Genomic DNA, 21960 nt, shown 5'->3' on the forward strand with positions numbered 1-21960 from the left:
ACTAACCATACAACAAATATAGTTGTAATAAGGAGACTGAGAACATGAAAACGCAAACACCGAAGGAAACCCCACACATTAAACCCAACGGGGCGGAAATCGCCGAAACGATTCTGCTCCCCGGCGACCCGCTGAGAGCAAAATTCATCGCCGAGACTTACCTGGAGGATGTCGTCCAGTTCAACGAGGTTCGCGGCATGCTTGGCTACACGGGTACCTACAAAGGAAAGCGCTTATCCGTGATGGGAACGGGCATGGGCACGCCGAGCATGAGCCTGTATTCCTGGGAACTGATTCACGTGTTTGGCGTCAAAAACCTGATCCGCATCGGATCCGCCGGGGCTATCCAGGATCATTTGCAGCTGAACGACATCGTATTGGCGATGGGTTCCTCGACCGATTCCAATTACATGCATCAATTTAACGTTCCTGGGCATTATTCCATTACGGCGTCGTTCGATTTGCTTGAAAAAGCCAAAAAGATCGCCGACGAAAAAGGCCAGAAGGTCCATGTCGGAAATGTCCTTTCAAGCGATATTTTCTACAACGTCGATCCGACCGCGCTCGAAAGATGGAGCAAGATGGGCATCTTGTGCGCCGAGATGGAATCGGCAGGCCTGTACCTGAATGCCGCCTACGCCGGCGTCAACGCACTTTGCATATTGACCGTAAGCGACCATATCTTCAGACATGAGTTCCTGTCCGCCGAAGAAAGACAGACATCTTTTACGAACATGATGGAAATTGCCCTCGAACTCGCATAAACAGACCGGCAAAGGAGATTTTATGGCATGAACCCGACTCATCACGTACCTGACGCTCAGGTTTCTCTTGCGAAAAAAGCGGTTCCCGTTTTGTTGATATTTTTTGTTTTTTCGTTGATCATCGATAACTCGTTTAAGTTGGTTTCCGTCGCCATTGCCAAAGATTTGGGGATCTCGACGACGACGGTCAGCTGGCAGGCAACGTTAGCCGGCCTCGTGATCGGCATCGGGGCGGTCGTCTACGCGTCGTTGGCCGATTCGATCAGCATCCGTTCGCTGCTTGTCGCAGGCATCGGCTTTATCACCGCCGGATCCGTCCTGGGTTTTATCTTCCAGCATTCGTTTCCGCTGGTGCTCCTCTCCAGAATCATACAAACGGCGGGCCTGGCCTCCGCGGAGACGCTTTATGTCATTTATGTCGCCAAACATTTGCCCAAAAACGAACAAAAAAGATTTCTCGGTTACAGCACCAGCAGCTATTCCCTCTCGCTGGTCATCGGATCGCTTACGGGCGGTTTCGTCTCGACCTATTTGAATTGGGCGGCGCTGTTTTTAATTCCGTTGTTGGCGATCGCCTTGCTGCCGCTGATCCTGAAATATATGCCGAAGGAAGAATCGAAAAAAAGCCGCGTCGATATCGTCGGGCTCCTTCTGATCGCTGCGATCGCGACGTCGGTCATGCTGTACATTACGGACTTCAACTGGATTTACATTCTCGTTTTGGCCGCTTCGGTCGTGTTGTTCCTTTTGTATATCAGCAAAAGCAAACACTCTTTTATCGACATTGCCTTTTTCAAAAACAAAAGGTTCGTATCCGTATTGGCCGTTGCTTTCATTATTTATTCGGTGCAATTAGGTTATATCTTCCTGTTTCCGTTCTTATTGGAAAAGGTTTACGGCCTTCACCTGGATACGATCTCGCTGCTGCTTATTCCGGGATACGTAACGGCGGTGGTCGTCGGGGCGTCGTCCGGCACGATCTCCAAGTACCTGTCCAATAAACAAGCGGTTTCGATCGCGATGATCATGATTGCGGCAAGTCTGATTTTGCCGGTGCTGCTTTACGGAGGACCTGTCATCGTGTACGTGATTTCCATGATGCTTTTTTCAGGCTCCTTTGCTTTTATGTACGCGCCTTTGCTCGATTCGTGCGTAAGCGCTCTACCTTCCAGCCAATCGGGAACCGTGATCGGATTTTACAATTTGACGCTAAACGTCGCGACATCGATCGGCATCACCTACACGGCAGCCATGATTGAATCGGTATCGTTTAAAACGATCTTGTCCGCGCTTTCCTTGATTACGCTTTTGGCTTTGTGCGTGTATGGGCTTCTCATCGGAAAAACGAAAGAACACGCATAACGTTCTGATGCCTTCCACAAGATAGATTACGAAAGAAAGGGCGAGGTTGGAAACCTCACCCTTTCTTTTTGTATAAAAAACCAGCGTAAAAAGCCGCTTATTTATTCGCCTGCAAATGCTCCTCAAGCCGATCCATCGTTTCCGTAAATCCTTGTTCCATTCCCATATCAAGCACCTTCTGAAGCGCTTCGGCGGATTCATATACCGCGTGGTTCACGAATTTCGTTTTGCCGTCATGCTCTTCGAACGACAACGTGATCAGAGGGGCCGGCATGCCTTCCGCAACGTTGCCTTCGGCATCGGAGAAATAATCGACGTACACGATTTTTTCGTTTTTCACGATATCCTGATAGACCCCTTTGCCCCAGGATTCAAAACCGTAAAAATCGCCTTGGTTCGGATCGACGCATTTCATGCAATAATGCCAGATGCCGCCCGGGCGGAAGTCGACATGGCAAACCGGGACGGTCCATCCGCGCGGTCCCCACCACTGCTTCAAATGCTCGGCATCCGAAAATGCCTGGAACACCAGCTCGCGCGGCGCATTGAAAATACGCTCAATGAATAACTCTTTGCCTTCCGCTTTCAACGATTGTTTCAACATTCTATTTCCTCCCCAAATGGATTGTTTCCTCCGAATGTTTCTCGTTAGCCTTGCTATGGTTATAATATAACCTTTCGAGAATATTCCCGTCAAGGAATATTTTGAATATATTTTAGAAATTTATTTCTTCCGCGCGCAATATACTGTCTATATAGCCAGCATGGCACCGAAGCTTATCGTCATTCGGTTTTTCGAGAGAACCACTGGGGGGGTCGAAACATGAAGGATAAAAATGAATGGTCGGGAGACATTCCGGCAGCTTTCCATTCGCAGACGGTTGGCGAAGACGGTCCCGTCTTGGAACAGGACAATATCATGCATGAGACGCTGGAAACCTTCATACATAGCAAAATTCCGGAACGGCCCGTGCACGTCAAAGGCTACGGCGCTTTCGGATATTTTCATACTATACATCCCATGGCGGAATATACCAAGCTCTGCTTTTTGCAGCAGCCCGGCCAGCAGGTTCCGGTCACCGTCAGGTTCTCGCTTGCCGTCAGCACGAAGGGCACCCCGGACACTTCCCGCAACGTGCGCGGCTTCTCCACCAAATTTTATACGGAGCAAGGCGTTTTCGATCTGCTCTGCAATCACATCCCGGTATTTTCCGTCCGGGACGCCATGCGTTTTCCGGAAACGATCAACGCCTTCCTCCCTTCCCCGAAAAACAATCTGATCGACCCCGAACGCTTCTGGAGTTTCGTCGCCAGGGCCCCGGAGTCCACGAACTTTCTCGTCTGGCTTTATTCCGACGTAGGCACGGTCAGAAGCTTCCGCTTCATGAAGGGGCACAGCGTCAATACCTTCGTTTGGCGGAATGCGCAGGGCGTCCGCACATACGTGAAGTACCACTGGATCCCTTTCCGCGGAGAGCAGTACATCGATCGGCATGAGGCCGTCCGGCTGGCCGGCGAAAATCCCGATATTGCGGGCAAAGATCTGCACGATACGATCGCGGCGGGAAAAACGGTCGATTACGGGCTTTACGTGCAGCTGATGAACCCCGAAGACGCCGCCCGGCTTCCCTACAACCCGCTGGACGATACCAAGATTTGGGACGAGAAGCAGTATCCTTTGAAACCCGTCGGACGGCTGATCCTCAACCGAAATCCCGATGACTATAAGGAGCAGGTGGAAAAAATCGCCTTTTCGCCGTCAAACCTGCTGGAAGGCGTCGAGCTGTCCGACGACAAAATGCTGCAGGGCCGCGCCAACATTTATTGGGATTCGCAGCGGAGGCGCCTGGGGCCGGATTTCCGCAGGCTGCCGGTCAATCATCAGGAAAACTGGTCCCCGGAAGCGCTCGTCACCAGCGGCGGCGGCAGATTCGTGCAAGGAAAGCTGGTGCGTGCCGACCTGACCGAACCGGATGATTTTGCGCAAGCCGGCGAGTTTTACCGCACGCTTTCCCAGGTGCAGCAGGACCATCTGGCGGATAATCTTGCGGCCGATCTGGCGGGCATCTCCCCGGAAACGCGGCGCATCGTATTGGGGTATCTGAGCAGCGCTGATCCGGAGCTGGGAGAACGGGTTTCACGGCAGATCGGAACGTAACTTCGGGACGTAACTTCGGAACAGCGACATGCCCGGATTCTAAGATTCGCGTTCATGAACATCATTGGGTCGGTCGCTTGAGAAACGCAAAAAAACACCGGTATCCCCGGTGTTTTTTGGGTTATGCGGATATTCCGGATCCGCGGCGCGTTTTTCGATACATCACGCAGCGGCAGCAAAGCCCGAATCGCCGCAAAAATCAGCTTCCGGCGGGACATCGCGGCCCGGTTTCGTTGCTTGATTTGCCTATAGAGCGAAAACCCTCCCCACAGAACGGTAGCTGCGCTTCAAATATCTATTACTACGAACGGAACCCGCGCCCATGTGACAGACTCTCCAAAATAATGAAACGGGCCGTACCCGCGGGACCTTGATTGGATTCTATTCTATCGATGTATTGACACCGATCAGGAAAACTTTTACACTCGGGTCTGGATTACAGAAGCAATGAAAGGAGTCGAAACGATGCAAATCCGCCTCATGAACGAAGAGGATATGGACGCCGTCATCAGCATATGGCTGGCCGCATCCGAACAAGCGCACCATTTCATCGATGGCGCCTATTGGCATTCCAAGCAGGAGGACATGCGCAGCGTTTACCTGCCGATGGCCGAAAGCTACGTGCTGGAGAACGAAGGGGAAATCGCAGGATTTATTTCGGTCGTTCAGCATCTGCTCGCCGCTTTGTTCGTGCACCCGGACCATCAGGGCAAAGGTTACGGCCGGGCTCTGATGGAATACGCCAAGGAACGCGTTCCGAAACTCGAGCTCAAAGTATACAAGGACAACGAAAATGCGATTCTTTTTTATGAACGTCAAGGCTTTACCGTCTTGGAGGAAACCGTGGACGAGGAGACGGGACAAGCGGAATTCGTCATGGGATGGCAGGCTTCTTCCTGTTCATAGCCCCCTCGCCGCAACCTCTTCTTAAAAAAGGGGTAGTCGAGCAGATGAGCAGGCTTTTCGGCCGCCAGGATTTAGCGTAAAATTTTTGCGCCTCCCTTATAGCAAAAAAACAAGCCGACGATCGGTTCTGGACCGAAATCGGCTTGTTTTTGCTTTTGCCAAGTCGCCGGCTCATCGCCCCCAACCTTGCTGCGAACGGTCACCCCGTCCTCTCCTTCATCGCCTGAACCAGCCCGCCGTAATACCGGAAGGATACGTAACAGGTTTCGCCGTTGGCCATCAGGATGATCCGTTTCCGCTTGTCAATTTCGCGTATATTGTCCAGATTGACGATGTATGCCTTGTGGCAGCGGTAAAACCGGTCGTCCAGCTGTGTTTCGAGCTCCTTCAACGTTCCGTAAAATTCGATCTGCCTGTTTCGCTCATGCAGCTTGATTTTGTGGGGCGAAAACGACGTTTCGAAAAAAAGCACGTCCTCATATTTGACGTTGATGATGGATTCTTCGGTTTCGATCGTCATCCGGCGCGGATCGCCGCCCTTTTTCAAATGCCGCTCATACGCCTTGCGAAGGCAGTCCTCCAGCCTCAAGGCGAATTGGCCGGGGTCATCCTTGATCATAAAATCAAACGCCTCCACTTTGTATTGGAAGGTCAAATAACTCAGCTCCGAATGGGTGGTGATAAACGCGATCAGGCAATCGGGGTTCCGGTCGCGCAGCATCCCCCCAAGCTGAATGCCGTTGATGTCGGCTTTCAGATCGATGTCCAGCAAAAACAAGGACGGATGGCCGTCTTTCCCGGACTGTTCGAGCAATTCGCGGTAATCCCCCGTCGAGCAGGCCACCTCCATATCCAGCTTGTGCTTGATGATCGAATGCGTCACGAGCCGTTCGATTTGTTCGCGCTGCCGCTCGTTATCCTCGCATATATAAACGTTAAGCATCACGTCATCTCCTCTGCTTTCGGATTCGTTTGTTCGCGGACGGCTGTTCGGACCACGAGCCGCTGCGTCAATATCATCGATTCGGGATCGATTTCCGTGTCCAGGATGGCTTCGGGATATTTGCGGTCGAGCAATTCGCGCACGGCGGGCAAACCGATGCCCCGGTTCTCCCCTTTCGTGGAAAATCCCGCTTCAAACATTTTATAGATTGGGGGCGTCCGTACCGGGCAGCTGTTTTGGACGATAAACAAAACCTTGTCCTTACGGGATACGATCCCCAGCCTGATGATCGGTTCCGTCGTTTCCCGGGCGGCTTCGATGGCGTTGTCCAGCAGGATTCCCATGATCCGGCACAAATCAAGCGCGGAAATGTCCACCTCATGGATGTCTTCCTCGATGTCGACAAACACGTCGATTTGCTCCGCGAGAGCCTTCAACATTTTCGAGGAAATCATGCCCTTGAGCGGCGTGATCTTGATGCGCCCAAGCAGGGACAACCTCGTGTTCATCTGCAGCAGCTTGTCCGAATAAGCGCATACGTCCCGATAGAAATAGGTTTTCAGTTCCTCGTATTTTTCTTCCTCGATGAACCCCTGCAGAGTGGACAAAATGTTGGCATAATCATGTTTGAATATCCGCATGTCATGCAGCACGTCCTCCAGGGAATCCGCGTATTTTTCAAGCTGCCCCAGTTCCTGCTTCAACTGCCGCTTCTCCATTTCCTTTTTGAACGTGTATGTATATAGCCGGTGGCTTGAAACGATGACCGCCATATAGACGGTCAGCAGCAGGGTGTGCAGCACCATGTCCTGTCCCCCGCCGGCATTGGCGAAAAAAAAGAGCGAAAGATAGACGCCGCCCATCATCATGCACATATTGCCGAACGTGATCCATATACGCTGGCGCAAAGAGAACAGATGCTGCGCCCCAAAGCCGCTCCGGCTCCCGCCGCCCCGAAATAACCTGCCGGCCAGATACGCGACGACCCCGATGAACGCAAACAGAAAAAGTTGTTCCGCGGCCGGGTCCCGGACCTTCAGCATCTCGTCCATAACGATCCGGCTGATTTGCATGGCGAACAGGCAATTCACGAAATTAAGCACGCCGAACAAGGCCGCTGCCGCCGCGTCTTTCGTTTTCAAAAAAAACAGCACAAAAAACAACAGGACAATCCATGCCGTACTAAAATCCATGCCGAGCCACCGGCTTCCGCACACCAAATTCCATTACCTTTGGGTCCTCCCTTTTCGGATTGCATACAGAAGGCACCCTGCAAAAACCATCTGCAAGGCCCCTGCAAACCAGATCGACATATAAGAGTATACCATCAAGGGAGCCGAGACGGTGACCGAGATCAGCCACAGCATATACTTCCGTTTATGTTCGAACATTTGGCGGGGATGGCTCCAATCGAAATTCGGCCGCTTCATATCGTAATACAGCTTGACGAGCGTCGTTAATCCGAGGGATATCGCCATCATCGCAAGCAGCCCCCAGCGATCCAGGCCGGGCCCAAATGCGCAAACGATGCCGTAGGCAGCGGCATATAAGGGAAACATGATCGCCAAGGCGAATATATATTTGCCGGCGAATAGGCCGCCGCGGGAGACGGGCAGCGACAGAAGCAGCTGGCGGTACGGTTTCTCCCAAGAAAACAGCACCCCGGGAGTCGAGCATGTCGACAGCAGCACCAGCAAAAACAGGATCAACTCTACGCCGGCGCGGGAGACCGCGGTGGACATGTACAAGAAAAAAACCAGAAACAGCGAATATCCGATATGGTTCAGGAAAAGCACCTTTTCGCCCGCAAAACGCACGAACTCTCTTCTGATCCAGCCAAACTTCATCGCCGATCTTTCGGGCCTAGACCGCAAAAACCCCCGGTCGTCCAAAAAGAAGACCGCGCTTATGCCGCACCAGCACGCTGCCAGCCCGGCGGCCGCGCACATCAGCCACGTGCCTGCGCCCTCCAGCAACGTAATGTTTCTGTATGAAACGTTTGAGGCAAGAATGGCCAACACAAAGGGCATCACCCGGAACCCGATATGTTTGACCCATACGACGGCGGCATACAGCAACATCAGCGTCGTTTTCCCCACCGGCATGGCGAGCAGCAGCTTGTATTTCCGGTCCTTGAGCTTGGATAAGCCGGAAAGCAAGGACAAATACAGGGCGGCGGCCGCCGTTCCTTTCAAGAGAACGCCGAGGGATCGGGCTTGAACAGCCGTATATTCCGAAGGAACGACGCAAAACAGGACGACGATGAGCACGAGGATCGCCGCCAATTCCTTCAGCGGCCGCCTCCCCTTGATTTCGTCCAGCAGCAGCACGCGAAACAAGGCGCGAACGTCATTCATGGCCGATCACCCGAAAAAACGCCGCTTTGACCTGCTCTTCCCCATTTACGGCGACAGTTTCCCGTATCGTTCCCTGGTGCAAAATCAAAGCCTCATCGCAGATCCGGCTAACGATGGGGAATAAATGCGTGGACAGCAGCACGGCATTCCCCCGCTTCGCATAAGCGCGCAGTTCCCCGTAAATCCGTTCGATCGCGACGGCGTCCAGGCCGACCAGCGGTTCGTCCAGAATCAGCAGCGGACATTCCAGCAGCAGCCCGTTGATCAGTGCCGTCTTCTGCCTGTTGCCCAGCGACAAGGCGCCGATCTTCCGGTGAAGGAACGTCTCGAAGCCGAAGGTCTCGCATAACGCCGCCAACCGTGGCGAATCCACCGTTTTTCCGTATAAGCGGTGCACGAAATCCATAAAAGCAAGCGGCGACATTTCGTCGAACAAGGCGGGATGATCCGGTATGAAATACCGATAACGCTTCACCCGCTTGTCGTTTTTGCCCGTCAGCTTCTCGCCGCAATAACGGACCTCCCCGCTGTATTGGCCGTGAATCGAAGCCAGGACGTTCAGCAGCGTCGTTTTTCCCGCGCCGTTGGCGCCCAGCAGCGCATATACTTTTCCCGGCTCGATTTTCAGATTCACCTGCCGGATCACCGGCGCATGTTTCGTATACCAGCCCGTTACATGCCTGGTTTCAAGGATCATGTCCGCACCTAACCTTCCCGGTCCGGGCTTTTGACCGCGCCGTAAAGTTTGGCCGCCATGGCGAGCGCAACCACAAATGCCGCGATGGAGAACAGCGGGTTGCTTTTGACCGCATATATGATGCCTGCGCCTCCCCATACGGCGACCATGATGCCATAAAATAACATTTTTTTCTTTTTGGAATTCAGCAGCATCGCAGCTCCTCCTTCGACGTTGATGCCGCCATTGTAACATCTTGAACGGTACTCGCCTGCCGTTTTGTCTTCTCCGGCGGCTCATTCGCTCCGACAGTGCTTCCGAAGAGTTCCGGCATGACGTTCAGGACAAAATCGAGCACGTTCAGGATAAGCTTGCCTAAAAATGAAACATATCCCTGATTTCCTTCGTCTAATATCTGTAAACCACGAACACATCTGTGGATCAAGACACAGGAGGGAAACAAAATGAAAAAATTCAAATCCATCACTTTATCCGCCGCGGCCCTGTCGCTGCTGTTGTCGGCCGCTCCCATCTATGCTGCGCCTCAGACAAGCCAGGCCGATGTGCAAATCGCTCAATCCGCCCCTGCCGGGCTGGATCAGGCAACGCTGAACGAATTGACGAAAGTTTTGAATAAGCTCGCCGGAAAAGGCAAGATCGATTTCACGCAAGCGGATACCGCCGGAGCCACCTGGATCATCAGCGGCTACGTCAACGGGGCCGTGAAGGCGGAATTCGAGCAGCTGTACAATCCGGCCAAAAAACGGGTCGAGTCGACCAGCATCATTTACAAAACTTCCAATACGAACGCTGTGCTGGGGGCGACGCTCGCCAACAAAACGGCCTCGTTCCTGAAAACCTTCGATACCGACCGCAAATTCAAAACGGAAGCCATCTGGCGGGTGTACTCCCCTTATCAGGATAACGTTCCGCGGAACTACTGGGTTCTCTGGGGGAACAGCCAGAGCCTGTACATCGATTTGGATCAAGGCAACCAGATCACGGCCAGCATCACGTATCCTTTGAAGAACATGCAGGCTGCCCTGGTCAACAAGGCGAACCGTTCCCTTAAATCGCTCGGCAGCCACGTGATCAAGCCTCTCCAATTTGCTTCGCGCGAGAAAAAGGGGGACAAGGAATTCGTCTGGAACTTCCAGGACAACGAAAATGTCAACCATGTAGCGATCGGCGTCAAAACCGGCAAAGTGTGGGAAGTGGAAAATCTGCATGGCCAGGATTGGGCTAACGACCAGGATTTCGCCAAATCGTTCGCCAAACCCGTGCTCAGCAAAAACCAGGCCCTTGCCGCGGCCAAACCGAAAGTCAAATCCATCTTCGGACTTCAAATGAACGGTTATTCGGTACAGATCAAGAAAAACGAATACACCTTCACCAAAAAAGGCGCTCCGACCATCAGCGGAAAAATCAACAAAAAAGGAGCGTTCTACGCCCTTAAGGTAACGCCGGCGAACGGCGTTCGCAACTGATCCCGCCGGAGGAAATAAAAACAAAGTTCTTTGCGGTGAAAGACACCCGGGCCAAGAAGAGATGCAGCGGCCCGGGTGTCTTGGACTTTGCGCGTCGCATGCCCTTGCCGAAAGTTTGCAGGGGCTGCGACGCTTTTGCAGCGTTAGGCCCTTAAAAAGAGGCAGGCATTGCAAGGTTCAAATCGTTTTCTATGGAATGGAGCGTGAATCAACATGTGCGAAAATGAATTATTGAGGCGCCAGGATCAGCTGCAGGCCGAAGCAAGCAGGGTAGCGGAAGAGCTGGACATGGACGACCTGCTGTCATTAGCCGGCAATCCGGTACGGGTCGGCAGCGCAGCTCTCGGATTAATGGCATGGAGGGATCTGGACATAACCGTGGTCTGCCCCAAACTCGACATGGATCAAGTGGCGGAAATCGCCACGATGCTGATGGTCAAGCAGGGCATCAGGGAGCTTCGCTTCCTGAACGATACGGGGATCTGGAATACAGATATCAACTACCCCGACGGGTTTTACATCGGATTAAAATACCGGGCTCAAAGCGGCATGGATTGGAAACTGGATATATGGTTCGTGGACGAGCCGGACAAGCAGCCGGACCTGAAGCATATCGAAACGTTGCCCAAGCGGCTCACCCCCGAGCTGCGCGAATCCATCCTGACGATCAAACAGGCATGGGCATCGCGCCCCGAATACGGAAAAGAAGTGAAAAGCTTCGACATTTATACCGCCGTGCTGGACGATCACGTCAGGACGCTGCATCAGTTCGAGGAATGGCTGAAAAGCAAACCCCGTTCGTAACAACCCGTGATTCAAAAGGGAGCAGCCGCAGGACCGGAAAAACCAAAGCGGCGGACGCTAAAACCGGCCATGCGCGCCTGAGGAGCGGCCCGGAAGGGCTGCTTTTTGCTGTGGAAAGGGTGGAAAAAGCATAAAAAAGCTACCCCTCGGACTTCGCGTCCGCGGGATAGCCTCTTCCTTGCATGATATTAGCTCTTAACCCCAACATTGCTTTTTGCCTTCAGCTCTTTTAAACCGGCGGCGTAACCCCCATTTGTATCCAACCTTCCTTGGAGGGCCCATACACCGCAGGGATATTTAATCCCGCCTGACGCATAAGCACGGTAACCTGTCCCCGGTGATGGACGATATGTTTGATCAATCCCATAAAGATGGACGCATTCGTTTCCTGTCTGCCAAAAGCGTTCTGCACCTGCTTCAAATCGTCGTCCGTCCATTGTTTTTCAACCGCTTGGGCTGCACGCTCGCTTATCTTTTTAAAAGTCTCGGCGATTTCTTGGGCGGAAGGCACATCATCCGGATTGGGCACCCGCTCGGTCGCAACCCCGAATTCGGTCAAGTAATCCGGGATGTTCGAGACGAAATGCCACGCAATCCTTCCCAGCGTACGCCCTCCGGGATACACCTGCTGCTTTAATGATTCATCGGTCAAGGCGTTCAAAATGTTTTGGGTTAATGCAGCTTCCTTGTTCCATTCCTTGATCAAATCCGAAACCGTCACATACATCATGGATTCATCCTTTCTTGAATGAGCTTGCCGCCGCCGCCTGATCAGCATCGGTCGGTACATTTTCATCATAACCGCTAATAGTGACAGGGTCTGTCATAATCATCATTTTTATTAGCGATTCGGAATGATCCCCTTGTGGCCAAAGTTTCCCGCTAAAGCGGCCAAGACAGTTCAATGCCCTGGTCCTGAAGCAAGCGCTGAAAATCCTCCAGCAGGGAGCCTTGCTCATGAACATCCGAGGGCATTGACCCGCGATTCAGGCAAAATGCAGCCAGCAAACCCGCCGCCTCGCCGATATTCCATTCCACCGGGTGCAGGCGGTAGCAGCCGTTCGTAATGTGGGTCGTCCCGATATTTTTGCAGGCCGGCAGAAGATTGCCGCCGTGCTCCGGAATCAGGCTTCCCAAAGGAATCTGGAACGGAACGCTTTCCACGTCGATGTAATTTCGTCCCGCCGTGCTCGGATGCAGGTCGATGTGATAGAAGCCGATGCCGACGGAGTCGCGAAACGGCGCGGCCAGCTTCGTGCCCGTACAGTCCGGATTGACGTGCTGCTCCTTGACTGTAAACCGCGCGCGGATTCGCCGCGATTCCCGAATATAGACCTGTTGGGCCAGCCCGTCGTCCGTCCCGCACACGTCCGCTCGCAGCCGAAGTCCCGGGTATCCCTGCTTGCCGTCCGGCCTTGGCGCTTCGGTCTGCATCCAATACAGCAGCGAAAGGCTGAGCTGGCGGGCGCCCTCCAAATGGCGGAGCCGCTCCTCCTCCGGCACGTCAATGACCGGGCCCAGCCAATAGTCGTTTTGCGGCCAGTTCACGATCGTGATGTCGCTGGCAAAAGCGCCTTCGCGGAAAAGCTTCTTGTCGATGATCCTCCGGTAATTCCACAACGAAAAAAGTCCGTCCCGCGGAAACAGCGCGTATTCGACCTTTTTCAGCGTCCGCGGCTGCGGCGAAAACCAGCTCAGCTGGCGTTCCGGCCAAAAATCCGCCTGATATTGCCGCCAAAACTCGTAATCTTTCGGTTTATTGATCGTATGGTCTTCGCCTTCCAGGTAGTCCACCGCAAAGCAGTGCGTCACCGCCTGCATGTCCATCGGGTCGGCGGCTCCCTCCAAGGCATGCGGTTCCCCGGTTTCAAGCCGGGATTCGGCCCCCGTGACGTAGTCGATGCCGGCAAGCGGGAGCAAGTCGCCGCATTCCGTCGCGTCCAGCACGAAACGGCCGGACAAGGCCATTTCGTCGCCGCTGCCCAGCTGCGTAACCGTGACCGCTCTGACCTGACCGTTGTCCGCTTCGCAGCCGGTAGCCTTCCAACCGGTAAAAATACGCAATCGGCCGCTATGTTCGTACGGGGCAAGCATTGCCTGCAGCACGGCATGGGCAACCCTCGGGTCGTGGCTGATTCGGCTGACCAGGGCATTGCCCGGATTGAGCAGCGGCTGGACAGCAGCGTCCGCGGTCAGCGGAAAAAACGTCCGGTAATACCGGCGAACCTGCTCCCGGTAATCGCGATAGCTGCGCGTCGCCCCGAACTGCTCGATCCATTGATGCTCATCCGGCGGTACCGCCTGATTCGTCAGCTGTCCGCCGATCCAGGCGCATTCCTCGGTCAGAATCACCTTTTTCCCAAGCCTGCAAGCCGCCAGCGCCGCGGCCACGCCGCCAACGCTGCCGCCGATGATCACGATATCCGCTGTTTGTTCCTTCATGTTGCCGCCTCCTTTTTCCTGCTTTATTGGAAGTCCGGCGGGCTTTTGCCCGCGTGCTTCTTGAACACCCTCGCAAAAAACTAAGGATCCATATTGCTAATCCAGATCCGCCACCTCATGGACCATTACCCGCTCGACTTGCAGCCGACGGATGGCCCGCTCCATTTTCAGCATCTTCTCGGGTCATATTTTCATCCATATGCTCATCCACGAATAGCATGACCTGTTGAATGATTTTCGCCAGCAGATTCCGATGGAAAAAACGGTACAATGGTTTGTGACTTTCTTAAGCTAAAAAACACCCGACCATCGCATCGATAGCCGGGTGTTGATCGGAAAGCAACGATTCACCTTATTGAACAAGGCGCTATTTTGCAGCCGGTAGCGGCAGCGGTTCGGACGGACTCCAGCAGCTTATGCAGTTGAACCGCATCATGAAAATCGGGCGACGCAAAAGTGCCGTCAATAATGTCCCTGGCCAAAAGCTCATGAGCCTTCAAAACATCCAGCATCGGCCAATGCAGCTGCTCCCCTTTCCTATTTTTAAAGTTTGTGCGCCGCTTTATTTGATTTGATCGGTACGCAACAATTCATCGACTTGAACCCCTTGATCCGTACGGACCAAAATAAATTGGGATTTGAACGATTTGGTTTTCATGGATCCGTCGTTGTAATAAATGTTGTACGTTTCCCGGGTATACGCTTTAAACCGCTCCTCGGACAACCGCTGAATCGAAGTCACCTCGGAAGAAATAAGCTCCTCATAGATGCCTTTTTTCTGCAAGTAACCCAAATAGTCCTTGGCCTCCTTGTATGCCTTGCCCGACGGATTCAGATACGGCTCCATGACGCTGAAATCATAGTTGGAGGTCGCCCGAACCGCGCTGTTCAAATAACCGACCATGGCCGCTTTGATGGTAATGTCCGGAATGTGTTCCGCAGGGTGTTCTCCGCTAACCTGAACGTCTTTCTTGGCAGCGGATACGGCGGAATTAGGTTGATTCGGGTTGGTTGCTCCGTTTACCAGCACTTCGCTTTGCGGATTGCCCGTCAGATTGATCAGTTGCTGGTACTTTTCGAGCATGCGAGCCGCTTCCCGCCGATGGCTTTCCTGCTGCTGAAGCTTTTCTTTGACGATCTCGTTATTGTCGGATGCGTTTTGATAGGCCTCGTCGGATAAATTATAGTATGCGCTGCTAAAATAAAAGCTGTTGTTGCCCTCCTTGATGTATTGTTGAGCCAATCGGCTTTGCCTCTCGGATTCTTCCCCGGCTTCGATCGCCGCCACATAAGCATCGTTGGCCGCCCTGCTCTCCGTCAAATATTTTCCACGGTATGTAATGGCCTCCAGAAACCGATTATGCGCATGCTTCAAATAATTGTGGACCAGCGTTCCCGCCAGCTCGTCGCGGATTTGGTTGTTTTGACCGATCAAGTCGGATACTTTGGAATCGTAGTCGCCGATGGTCGTGGTCGTGGAGGTCTCCAGCACTAGGATGTCGTCGTCCAGGACGGCATTTTTCTGCAATAAGACTTGGATATTGTCGATGTCGCCCAAAATTTGATTCAGCTCATTCGAAGCTTTTGTCATCATTAAGGCATCGGCCGACATTTTGTTTTTGACGCTTGCGTATTTGGGATTGTTGTTTAAATCTTTAAGCTGGTCTTCGAACGTGTTTTCCTTCTTCAGTTTCTGGTAGTAATCCACCAGCTCCGGGAAACTCAAGGATTCATCCGGCGTCGAGTTGATTTTGTCGGCAAACGTCTTTGCCTTTTGCTGCAATGCGGAAAATTGTTTCTCGTAATCTCGTGCTGCGCTATAACTTTCATATTTCTCATAGCTAAATAGGCCTATTGCGCCCAGCACGCATATGCAAAGAGCGGATATCGGGATCCATATCCATAACTTGCGTTTTTTAGGGGGGGCGACCGTCAGCTCGTCCATTTTACCTATACCTCCATACTGGTCATATTTTCCTATTTTACAGGCAACCCGTTCGTAGTATCAATACTTTTTGCGCAAGTTTCGACGTCTGCACTCTGTTTTCCGATTATGCCGATGTTTCCCCATCGCAGGAAGATCCGCCCGGCCGGTCCATTTTCTGCAAAATGAACTTTCCGCTCCGGAAGCCAAAAAAATACCACAAGTCATTCCTAAGATGCTCAAATACAGTATAATTTGGTAGGTAAGCTCTGGTTGTTTGGAATGCGGCAATGTATTGCTTGGAGAAGCAACCACGGGTATCCCTATGTAAGCAAAATTCAAAGAACGGGGGTTCCAGCATGAACGATTACATAACAAACGCAGTAAAAATCGCACATCGCGGCAGGGACATTTTCGGCATTTCCTATATGCCAAAGCATGAAAAAAAGTGTCCCGTCGTTATTTTCAGTCATGGCTACAACGGAACAAATGCCGATTTTACGATGCATGCCGAATATATGGCGTCCCGTGGCGTGGGGGCGTATTGTTTTGATTTCTGCGGCGGTTCCGTGAATTCAAAAAGCGATCTTAAGACGACGGAAATGACCTTGTTTACGGAGAAAGAAGATTTATGCGCCGTACTGGATCATGTGAAAACATGGGAAAACATCGATGCGGACCATATTTTTCTGTTTGGAGGCAGCCAAGGGGGGTTGGTCACGGCGTTGACCGCCGAGGAGCGTATGGATGACGTGAAAGGCGTTCTGTTATTATATCCGGCATTCTGCATCCCGGACCAATGGAACGAAAGATTTCCTACGCTTGAAAGCATTCCGGACACGCAAGAGCTGTGGGGAATGACGCTCGGCCGGGCGTTTTTCGAGACGATTCACGGGTACGACGTATTCGAACATGTAGGCAGATATAACAAAAATGTTCTGGTATTTCATGGCGATCAAGATGCGATCGTGGCGCTTGAGTATGGCAAAAAAGCTTCACAATTATATCCTCGTGGGAGGATCGAGATATTTCCAGGCGAGGGCCATGGTTTTACGGAGGCGGGAAATCGGCGCGTAGCCGAAATGACGTATGAATTTGTGAAGGCGAATATTTGAACGGTTTCCGTATTTGAACGGTTGCCGTAAATGGATTGGCGATAAATTGCTGCATCGGACCCGAATTGTTCGTCGCGCCCTGTTGTGTTGGCAGTTGCGTTGGGGAAAATGGCTGATGTCCGCTAGCGAAAAGGAAAGCAATGGTTGCGGCTGGCTCCGATTTCGGCGTTGGCGGTGTAACCGCCCTTGCGGGAATGAAGCTACTTTGAAAGTGGCGGGTTGCGCGGGGAGTTTGCGATCGTGAGAAGACAACGGTGATCGTGGAGAGTAAGGCGGACGCGAGGAGTAATGCTGATGGTGAAGTGTTAGGCGCTCGCGGGGTGTCATGCTCAAGGTGAAGTGTTAGGACGACGCGGGGTGTCATGCTCAAGGTAAAGTGTTAGGACGACGCGGGGTGTCATGCTCAAGGTAAAGTGTTAGGACGACGCGAGGAGTTATGCTCAAGGTGAAGTGTTAGGCGCTCGCAAGGCACATGCTGATGGTGGAGAACTGTTGATGAACGCAGAGATAACACGGTTCTAACGGTTGCCACTGCGCTTAATGCCAAGAAATTGTTGCTTTTGGAATTTTAACGGTTCTGGTTGACGTTATTTAGGTATTATGGAGGAACATTAGGGGATAATCTCGTAAATAAGCTCGCTGGTAACCGTTAGAATTTGCAGATAGCTATTTTGAGCTACATAGACGCTGTCACAACCGTTAGAATTTGAAATCGGCCATCAGTGCGGGATTCCTCCCCTGGAGCAAGTGCTCTTCCCCTAAAAAAGGACACCCCAATGAATTCCCAATGGATGTCTTTTTGGTGTTATGGATTCTAAAGAGTACGTTCATGAATGAATCGCGGCATTCTGCCATTTCAATGCAGCGGCACGATCCCTGTGAGAACAAAACATGCCCGACCAGGCGCGAACAAGTTTTATGAAGACTATGGCTTAACCTGACTTCTTTTGCCCAAGATTGGGTCGGTTTCAATGCTCCAATGGAGCAGTTAAGCTTGAATATTTTCCCTTTTAGTGGTACATTGTATGCAATTATAAGGTGTGAAGCACATACCGCTTTGTTACGTCATGTTCATGCGAGCATGGATGTATCGGGGCGGTTTATTTATTTTTCGGATCGGATGTGAAATGAAATGAGCAGGTTTGATGAAATCTATCAAAGTTGGATGGAGCAACAGATTGCCGAAGAGAAAAGCCCAAGAAGACGAGAGATACTCCGGAAAGGATTAAGCCGCGGATCGCTTGATTTTTTGCGCTTGGTCTGGTTTCCGGCCATAGGCAATCTGGATCACTTATACCCCGAATACGAGGTTAGGGATTTTAATAACGGGTATCGCTATCTGGACCTTGCGTACATGCCCGGGAACGTCAAAGGATGTATCGAAATTCAGGATTACCGAAGCCATGCCAGGGATATTGAAGTCAGCCGATTCAAAGATTTATGCATGAAGCAGTCCCTGCTGGTTTTGGATGACTGGCTAATCCTTACGATTGCCTACTTATCCATCCGGGATGATCTCGGGGTATGCAAGCAGCTCGTCCTGTCCTTCGTTGGAAAGTTTCTAGGCAGCGCCGTACCTTCCGGACTCCATTGGGCAGAAGCCGAAACCCTGAGGTATGCTCACCGACTGCTGCGGCCCTTTACGCCGATGGAGCTGTCAAGCCATTTGCAGCTTTCTGAACATCGCACACGAGTTATCCTTCGCGCCCTTTTGGAGAAAAAACTGCTGGAGGTGGCTAGCGGAAAACAACGATATCGTACTTACCGGCTACCCGGGGATCATGTCGAAAGTCCGTTTGATCCGCACCGCTAGTTCAAGGACATGCCGGCAAGGGAAATCCCGCGATGAAGACGTTGTTAACGCTCTTTGTTCATAGGGAAGCAGCACGCTCGTTAAACCAATGAGCAAATGAAGTCAACGGAAGAAGAAAATTGAACGCAAGGAGATAAATGAAGCAAGGATATAAATGAACGGGGAAGGCGTAAGTGAACGTAAGAAGAAAATTGAACGCAAGGGGATGAAGTGAAGCGATCGATGAGACAAATAAGCGCTTGGGAGATGAAGGGAAAGGTTGAGGAAACAATGGAGCACGAGAAGATGTAGTCAAGGTGAGCGGACGAGTCGAAGTGGGAAATAAATTTCTAACGGTTGCCACAGCGGTTAATCCCGAAAAAATGGAGGTTTTGAAGTTTTAACGGTTCTAGTTGACGTTATTTGGGCTTTATGACGGAACTTCTTACGGTAATCTTGCAAATTAGCTCATTGGTAACCGTTAGAACATACAGAGAACCATTTTAAGCTACATAAGCGATGTCACAACCGTTAGAATTTGAGAACCAGCTTAAGCGCTAGTAGCGAACTTGTACCTTGATTGCCTCCGCAGACAGTCAGAGGACGTTGAATTTCGCCAAAGCGAATGTTGAAATCATATTCCCTTTTTATAGTTATAAATAAAACGCAGCAAACTCGGAGCAGTTTGGCGCAAATCTCTGCGCATAATGAAAAAGACAGCCGCCCGGCAGGCAGCTGCTTCGCAAGTTTTGATAAAGCTGGGCGTTCTTTAGTTTAGTTTTACTCGAAGCTCGTCATCCGGATTTTTGGTGGTGTAGTTCCATACGTACAGGTCCAGATCGGTACCGTTGAAGTTTTTGTACATATCGGTATGCTTGTTGCCCGAACCAAAATAAAACTGCGGAATCAGGTACATCGATTCTTTCCCCTCAACGAAATAGGTTTGATTGATGCCGCCAAAGCTTGCATCCGGACTTTCGGATTCGACGTACAGGTTATTGTCCTTGATATAATAGGTCCAATGGACCGGATATCCTTCGTAGCTCGTCCGTATCGTCTGCGGCTGTGAGGAAATATCGGTCAGACGGACGGGAACATCGCTGCCCTTATGAACATCCACCCGTTCCTTGCCGATCAGCGTGATTGGTGTGTTTTCTAGAGCAGCGATATCCACGGTAATGGAGTCCGTAGGCTCGAATCGGAGAACGGTCTTACCGGCATGGGAATCGCCCTCCTCCAGTCCCACTTCCCCTTCAAATACCCGGCCGCCAACATCCAATTGCAAGGTTTGGTACGGCATTCGGAATCGGCGGTCCTGATGATTCAGAACGAGCCTAATTTGGGTCGGTGTGACAACCAGTTCACGGATGCTCGCCTCTTCGGACAAGGTATGCAGCGGAATATCCATACTTTTTCTGAACGAACCGCTCTCCATCTGCTTCCGGGACAAAGAGAGATTCACGTTCCACGAGCCGTCCGTGCGCCCCTTCTCATGGGTATATACCAAAGCGAAACGGTTCCCTTTTTTCTTCAACAGCTGCTCGCTAAACTTCTGTTGGCTTGTATACTCCCCGGTCGCACCGCTTGTACCATAAGCGGGGGATTCCGTCTCCCGGATTTTGTTACCGAGGCTGTCGTACGCGGCGATTCTGGCCCAAGTCTGCTCCTGAACCGCAGCGTCTGTAAAGGTTACGAAGGAGTTAAGCAGGATTTGGCCCGGAGAGGATGCCAAGGCCTGTATTTTCACCGTTTGGATGCCGTCCTTTTGAATGGTGAATTGCTGAGTGCCCGGATCGTTTGGATTCCAATGGATCTCCTGCTCCAGATCCTCGAGATACCGGACATTCGTTACGGAAAATTGCAGCTTGGACAGGTCCTCTTTCATCACCCAATTCGTCTCAAAATATCCCTGATACACGCCCTGCTCCGCGTTCCACTTCTGAACATAATGCCCTTCAATAGGCGCGCCGCTGCTGTCCTTGAGGACGATCCGGTCGTATCGGATCTCTTGTCCTCGGGTGGCTTCTTCCGGTTTTAACGTGTACAGGAGGAACGTCCGGTTCTCATCGGTAAAAGCGGTATGCACCGTTAAAGTGACGCCATGATCCGTTGCACTCTGCTCCACCTGCTGACCATAACCGGCCTTAAGGGCTGCTTCAATGCCTGGTTTCTTGGACAAAATACTGCTCCAATCGTATTGAACGGCTGCATAAACAGGCGTTGCGAGAACGGCCACAGACACACCCGCAATGATCGCCACACTCGTTTTGCGCCGCTGCGGTCTGTGATATGTTTCGTCTACGATCCTCAGTTCATTTTTTTCAATGCTGCTCAGCATTTGATCAAAGTCGGGATACTGCACCGTTTCCGTGCGCTTCATGTGATTTCTAACGTTGAGCTCAATAGATTCCAAAACGATTCTCTCCCCTCATGATATATTGTTCCTGGCGCTCCAGTTTTTTGCGGATCAGCTTGAGCGCTTTGTACAACCTGGACCGGACGGTATTCTGGGGAATGCGGAGCGTCTCTGCAATTTCTTTAATGGACAGATCGCCGATATATCGCAGCGTAACGACGCTAAGCAGTTTCTCCGGCAGCTGAAGCAGTTGTCGCTCCAGTTCATCGTAAGAAAGCTTGTTTACAACGATGCTGTCAACCGGACTTACGGCCCGGCTTGCTTGATCATGAAGCCATTGCAGTTGTCCTTGCTTCTCGTGCTTCGTTTTGTTTTTGCGGATCACGTTGAGGCAATGGTTCATCGTAATACGCATAATCCAGGCCTTCAAATTCGTCACGCTGCTCCAGTCCTGGCGGAACACCGTAACGAATACGTCGTGGCATACATCCTCGGCATCCTGGCTGTTTTTGAGCATATACAGACATGTACGGTAGACGTCTTTATTGTACGTATGAAACAGTTCATGCTCGGTCACGCCCGGCTCTCCTTTCTTGTTGGGATATATTATAGACAAGTCAGCGTGGAATCCGGCTCACTTTTTTTTCGGAGTCCGGCAACAGAGGCTGTGGAGCGGCGGATTCGACTTCAACTGACGGCATATCCAAGTCATAAGGCTCATATCAAGAGCAGTAGATTTTTACGATCAAGTGTTTCGAGTAACTTACTAAAGGGAGCCGCAGCACAAGGAACACCATTTCCCTTTCCGGATTACGGATGCCGGGCAGTAGCGTGTTCACAAGGCATTTCCCATTATAATCCGCTTCAAACAATA

General features: G+C 51.7%; 19 protein-coding genes. 8 read left to right on the top strand and 11 right to left on the bottom strand.

The genetic code is table 11. The annotated features are described in order from the left end of the window. Positions 1–44: 44 nt before the first annotated feature. Together deoD and MKY58_RS19760 are read left to right on the top strand one after the other, a co-directional pair. Entirely contained in the window at positions 45–764 is a 720-nt protein-coding gene (gene deoD / locus MKY58_RS19755; RefSeq protein ID WP_339321745.1) for a purine-nucleoside phosphorylase, read from the top strand. 27 nt (positions 765–791) lie between these two features. Beyond that, complete coding sequence (locus MKY58_RS19760) at positions 792–2126, top strand: MFS transporter (protein ID WP_339321746.1); 1335 nt, start codon at positions 792–794, stop codon at positions 2124–2126. A gap of 97 nt (positions 2127–2223) precedes the next feature. Here the strand turns inward: MKY58_RS19760 and MKY58_RS19765 are convergent, their stop codons facing one another. Further along, positions 2224–2730, bottom strand: coding sequence for an SRPBCC domain-containing protein (locus tag MKY58_RS19765; protein WP_339321747.1), 507 nt, complete (start codon positions 2728–2730; stop codon positions 2224–2226). Between the two features lie 219 nt (positions 2731–2949). On the opposite strand from MKY58_RS19765, the gene MKY58_RS19770 reads away from it, so the two are divergent. Beyond that, positions 2950–4284, top strand: a complete 1335-nt coding sequence (locus tag MKY58_RS19770) for a catalase (RefSeq protein WP_339321748.1) — start codon at positions 2950–2952, stop codon at positions 4282–4284. A gap of 447 nt (positions 4285–4731) precedes the next feature. Then, entirely contained in the window at positions 4732–5190 is a 459-nt protein-coding gene (locus tag MKY58_RS19775; RefSeq protein ID WP_339321749.1) for an N-acetyltransferase, read from the top strand. Positions 5191–5389: 199 nt separating this feature from the next. Here the strand turns inward: MKY58_RS19775 and MKY58_RS19780 are convergent, their stop codons facing one another. The 5 genes from MKY58_RS19780 to MKY58_RS19800 are packed head-to-tail and all read right to left on the bottom strand — an operon-like array spanning position 5390 to position 9381. Continuing rightward, positions 5390–6133: a LytTR family DNA-binding domain-containing protein gene (locus tag MKY58_RS19780; protein WP_339321750.1), complete on the bottom strand. Its 744-nt coding sequence runs from the start codon at positions 6131–6133 to the stop codon at positions 5390–5392. Further along, positions 6133–7326, bottom strand: coding sequence for a GHKL domain-containing protein (locus MKY58_RS19785; protein WP_339321751.1), 1194 nt, complete (start codon positions 7324–7326; stop codon positions 6133–6135). Before MKY58_RS19785 ends, MKY58_RS19780 begins: the two co-directional genes overlap by 1 nt. 33 nt (positions 7327–7359) lie before the next feature. Further along, a complete protein-coding gene (locus tag MKY58_RS19790) occupies positions 7360–8490 on the bottom strand; it encodes a hypothetical protein (RefSeq protein WP_339321752.1) in 1131 nt (376 codons plus the stop codon). Next, complete coding sequence (locus MKY58_RS19795) at positions 8483–9187, bottom strand: ABC transporter ATP-binding protein (protein WP_339321753.1); 705 nt, start codon at positions 9185–9187, stop codon at positions 8483–8485. Before MKY58_RS19795 ends, MKY58_RS19790 begins: the two co-directional genes overlap by 8 nt. Before the next feature lie 8 nt (positions 9188–9195). Beyond that, a complete protein-coding gene (locus MKY58_RS19800) occupies positions 9196–9381 on the bottom strand; it encodes a hypothetical protein (RefSeq protein WP_339321754.1) in 186 nt (61 codons plus the stop codon). A 249-nt stretch (positions 9382–9630) separates the two neighbouring features. On the opposite strand from MKY58_RS19800, the gene MKY58_RS19805 reads away from it, so the two are divergent. Then, complete coding sequence (locus MKY58_RS19805; protein ID WP_339321755.1) at positions 9631–10653, top strand: hypothetical protein; 1023 nt, start codon at positions 9631–9633, stop codon at positions 10651–10653. A 213-nt stretch (positions 10654–10866) separates the two neighbouring features. Beyond that, positions 10867–11457, top strand: a complete 591-nt coding sequence (locus MKY58_RS19810; RefSeq protein WP_339321756.1) for a hypothetical protein — start codon at positions 10867–10869, stop codon at positions 11455–11457. Between the two features lie 229 nt (positions 11458–11686). Here the strand turns inward: MKY58_RS19810 and MKY58_RS19815 are convergent, their stop codons facing one another. From MKY58_RS19815 to MKY58_RS19825, 3 genes are all read right to left on the bottom strand, one after another. After that, a complete protein-coding gene (locus MKY58_RS19815; RefSeq protein WP_339325210.1) occupies positions 11687–12184 on the bottom strand; it encodes a DinB family protein in 498 nt (165 codons plus the stop codon). Between the two features lie 155 nt (positions 12185–12339). Further along, complete coding sequence (locus tag MKY58_RS19820; protein WP_339321757.1) at positions 12340–13899, bottom strand: FAD-dependent oxidoreductase; 1560 nt, start codon at positions 13897–13899, stop codon at positions 12340–12342. A gap of 562 nt (positions 13900–14461) precedes the next feature. Further along, positions 14462–15682, bottom strand: a complete 1221-nt coding sequence (locus MKY58_RS19825) for a hypothetical protein (RefSeq protein ID WP_339321758.1) — start codon at positions 15680–15682, stop codon at positions 14462–14464. Positions 15683–16182: 500 nt separating this feature from the next. On the opposite strand from MKY58_RS19825, the gene MKY58_RS19830 reads away from it, so the two are divergent. Then, a complete protein-coding gene (locus MKY58_RS19830) occupies positions 16183–16938 on the top strand; it encodes an alpha/beta hydrolase (RefSeq protein WP_339321759.1) in 756 nt (251 codons plus the stop codon). Between the two features lie 1132 nt (positions 16939–18070). After that, positions 18071–18751, top strand: a complete 681-nt coding sequence (locus MKY58_RS19835; protein ID WP_339321760.1) for a transcriptional regulator — start codon at positions 18071–18073, stop codon at positions 18749–18751. 748 nt (positions 18752–19499) lie between these two features. Here MKY58_RS19835 and MKY58_RS19840 read toward each other — a convergent pair. Both MKY58_RS19840 and MKY58_RS19845 read right to left on the bottom strand, forming a co-directional pair. Further along, complete coding sequence (locus MKY58_RS19840; RefSeq protein ID WP_339321761.1) at positions 19500–21143, bottom strand: DUF4179 domain-containing protein; 1644 nt, start codon at positions 21141–21143, stop codon at positions 19500–19502. Then, positions 21130–21663 (bottom strand): RNA polymerase sigma factor, encoded by a 534-nt coding sequence (locus MKY58_RS19845; RefSeq protein WP_339321762.1) that lies wholly within the window; start codon positions 21661–21663, stop codon positions 21130–21132. Before MKY58_RS19845 ends, MKY58_RS19840 begins: the two co-directional genes overlap by 14 nt. Between the last annotated feature and the right edge of the window lie 297 nt (positions 21664–21960).

It is taken from the genome of Paenibacillus sp. FSL W8-0194 (genome assembly GCF_037969745.1).
GTDB classification, from domain to species: Bacteria; Bacillota; Bacilli; order Paenibacillales; family Paenibacillaceae; genus Paenibacillus_AQ; species Paenibacillus_AQ cookii.

Bases quoted from the DNA above. Each gene is read 5' to 3' on its own strand.
- deoD (WP_339321745.1), top strand. From the start codon at position 45: ATGAAAACGCAAACACCGAAGGAAACCCCACACATTAAACCCAACGGG.
- MKY58_RS19760 (WP_339321746.1), top strand. From the start codon at position 792: ATGAACCCGACTCATCACGTACCTGACGCTCAGGTTTCTCTTGCGAAA.
- MKY58_RS19765 (WP_339321747.1), bottom strand. From the start codon at position 2,730: ATGTTGAAACAATCGTTGAAAGCGGAAGGCAAAGAGTTATTCATTGAG.
- MKY58_RS19770 (WP_339321748.1), top strand. From the start codon at position 2,950: ATGAAGGATAAAAATGAATGGTCGGGAGACATTCCGGCAGCTTTCCAT.
- MKY58_RS19775 (WP_339321749.1), top strand. From the start codon at position 4,732: ATGAAAGGAGTCGAAACGATGCAAATCCGCCTCATGAACGAAGAGGAT.
- MKY58_RS19780 (WP_339321750.1), bottom strand. From the start codon at position 6,133: ATGCTTAACGTTTATATATGCGAGGATAACGAGCGGCAGCGCGAACAA.
- MKY58_RS19785 (WP_339321751.1), bottom strand. From the start codon at position 7,326: ATGGATTTTAGTACGGCATGGATTGTCCTGTTGTTTTTTGTGCTGTTT.
- MKY58_RS19790 (WP_339321752.1), bottom strand. From the start codon at position 8,490: ATGAATGACGTTCGCGCCTTGTTTCGCGTGCTGCTGCTGGACGAAATC.
- MKY58_RS19795 (WP_339321753.1), bottom strand. From the start codon at position 9,187: ATGATCCTTGAAACCAGGCATGTAACGGGCTGGTATACGAAACATGCG.
- MKY58_RS19800 (WP_339321754.1), bottom strand. From the start codon at position 9,381: ATGCTGCTGAATTCCAAAAAGAAAAAAATGTTATTTTATGGCATCATG.
- MKY58_RS19805 (WP_339321755.1), top strand. From the start codon at position 9,631: ATGAAAAAATTCAAATCCATCACTTTATCCGCCGCGGCCCTGTCGCTG.
- MKY58_RS19810 (WP_339321756.1), top strand. From the start codon at position 10,867: ATGTGCGAAAATGAATTATTGAGGCGCCAGGATCAGCTGCAGGCCGAA.
- MKY58_RS19815 (WP_339325210.1), bottom strand. From the start codon at position 12,184: ATGTATGTGACGGTTTCGGATTTGATCAAGGAATGGAACAAGGAAGCT.
- MKY58_RS19820 (WP_339321757.1), bottom strand. From the start codon at position 13,899: ATGAAGGAACAAACAGCGGATATCGTGATCATCGGCGGCAGCGTTGGC.
- MKY58_RS19830 (WP_339321759.1), top strand. From the start codon at position 16,183: ATGAACGATTACATAACAAACGCAGTAAAAATCGCACATCGCGGCAGG.
- MKY58_RS19835 (WP_339321760.1), top strand. From the start codon at position 18,071: ATGAGCAGGTTTGATGAAATCTATCAAAGTTGGATGGAGCAACAGATT.